The sequence below is a fragment of the Nocardioides malaquae genome, from assembly GCF_015070385.1.
GTDB classification, from domain to species: Bacteria; Actinomycetota; Actinomycetes; order Propionibacteriales; family Nocardioidaceae; genus Nocardioides; species Nocardioides malaquae.
In genome coordinates this window covers 1-232 of the sequence record NZ_JADCSA010001328.1, presented here as the reverse complement: position 1 = coordinate 232, position 232 = coordinate 1, and the positions used below count along the sequence as shown (strand labels likewise).

The window sequence follows — 232 nt, the reverse complement described above, 5'->3', positions numbered from 1 at the left end:
GGCCATGTTGGCGTGCGCGGCGGCGTGCGCGGCGCGCATCACCATGGCCCTCTGCTGGTGCGCGTGGTGCTGGTGCTGATGATGATGCTGCTGCCGCTGCCGCAGGTGATTGGTCAGATACTCCCTCTGCTGCTGCTGCTGCTGGAGAGACAGGTTCTTGAGTTTCTCTGTGCTCTCTTCTAAGATGGCTTCTACAGACTTCCTGTTACCCTTTGAGCCCTCTATTGACATA

At 58.6% G+C, this 232-nt stretch carries 1 protein-coding gene; it reads left to right on the top strand.

Annotated features, from left to right (window positions below; all coding sequences use genetic code 11):
* Positions 1–183 (top strand): hypothetical protein (locus IEQ44_RS16615; RefSeq protein ID WP_227487734.1); only part of this gene is annotated, 183 nt, incomplete at its 5' end.
* Positions 184–232: the final 49 nt, after the last annotated feature.